The 1,320-nt window shown below is 69.5% G+C and carries 3 protein-coding genes; 1 reads left to right on the forward strand and 2 read right to left on the reverse strand.

The window, feature by feature from the left end; translation table 11 throughout:
• The coding region (locus LZ495_RS43620) for a tyrosine-type recombinase/integrase (RefSeq protein WP_235058863.1) at window positions 1-475 on the forward strand (475 nt) is incomplete at its 5' end.
• 106 nt (window positions 476-581) lie between these two features.
• On the opposite strand, the gene LZ495_RS43625 is transcribed toward LZ495_RS43620, so the two are convergent.
• The gene (locus LZ495_RS43625; RefSeq protein WP_235058864.1) at window positions 582-737 is read right to left on the reverse strand and encodes a hypothetical protein; all 156 of its coding nucleotides are present in this window, start codon (window positions 735-737) and stop codon (window positions 582-584) included.
• A gap of 13 nt (window positions 738-750) precedes the next feature.
• On the reverse strand, window positions 751-1,320 hold a 570-nt coding region (locus LZ495_RS43630), incomplete at its 5' end, for a tyrosine-type recombinase/integrase (protein ID WP_235058865.1).

The raw sequence follows: 1,320 nt of genomic DNA on the forward strand, positions 1-1,320 counted from the left end.
GCTGTGCAACACCGGCGCGCGGCTTGCCGAGGTTGCCGGGCTTCGTGTCGTCGACATCGACCTGAACCTCGACAGCGCGTGCTTCCTCGGTAAAGGCAATAAAGAACGCCGGACACGATTCGGCCCTCGGACCGGCAGAGCACTGTCTCGCTACGTGCGGGCACGCGCCAAGCAGGTCGGCGGCAATCGACCTGAGCTATGGCTCGCCGACCGCGGCGGCGAGCCCCTCCAGGCGAACGGCATCAAACTCATGCTCCGACGCCGGGGATTGGCCGCTGGTCTGACGAACGTGCATGCGCACCGCTGGCGGCACGCGTTCGCTCACCAGTGGAAGCGCGCGGGCGGAGATACCGGTGACTTGATGCTCCTCCTGGGTTGGACCAGTGAGGACATGCCCCGCCGCTACGGCGCCAGCGCCGCAGCCGAACGTGCCCAGGAAACCCACCAACGCCTCGGGATTGGCGACCATGTCTAGCAGCCGGAAACCCCTGACCCCGCATCAGCGAACCCAGCGAGCGCGCATTGCCGCGCATGCATCCTGGGCACGTACCAGCGACCGGGCGGCGCGCACACGGCCGGCCTCACAGGCCTTCCTGTCCCGGTTCGAGCGCCAGGTCGACCCAGACGGCATCCTGCCAGCCGACGTCCGTACCCAGATGGCCCAGCACGCGCGAACCGCGTACATGCTGCAGCTGGCGCGACGTTCCGCCGAAGCACGCCGGCTCCGGGCGCACCATCGCGGCTGACCGTTCAGACGCGATCGCCGATGCCCAGGCGTTGATGGGTCTCCTGCGCGCGCTCGGCTGCGGCGCTGGCGCCGTAGCGGCGGGGCATGTCGTCGCTGGCCCAGCCGAGCAGAAGCATCAGGTCTCCTGTGTCGCCGCCAGCCCGCTTCCACTGGTGGGCGAACGCGTGCCGCCAGCGGTGGGCGTGGACGCCTTCCACTCCGGCCGCCTTCGCCCGCCGCCTGAGCATGATCTTGATGCCGTTGGCCGTCAGCTGCCTCCCGCCGCGGTCCGCGAGCCATAGCCCCGGCTGCCCGTGGCCGTTGTGCCGCTCGCGCGCCCTGAGGTAGCGGGCGAGCGCGCGGCCGGTCCGCGCGCCGAACCGAACCCGGCGGTCCTTGTTGCCCTTGCCGTGCAGGTGGATCGAGTCCGTTTCCATGTCCAAGTCGGCGACCGCCAGGTTCGCGATCTCCGACAGCCGCGCCCCCGTATTGCAGTAGAGCCGGATGATGGCTTCGTCGCGGAGTTGGAGGAAGGTGCGTCCTTTGCATGCGGCCAGGACGGTGGTGGTGTCGGCTTCGGTGATGACGGGGAC

The organism is Yinghuangia soli, from assembly GCF_021502675.1.
GTDB classification, from domain to species: Bacteria; Actinomycetota; Actinomycetes; order Streptomycetales; family Streptomycetaceae; genus Yinghuangia; species Yinghuangia soli.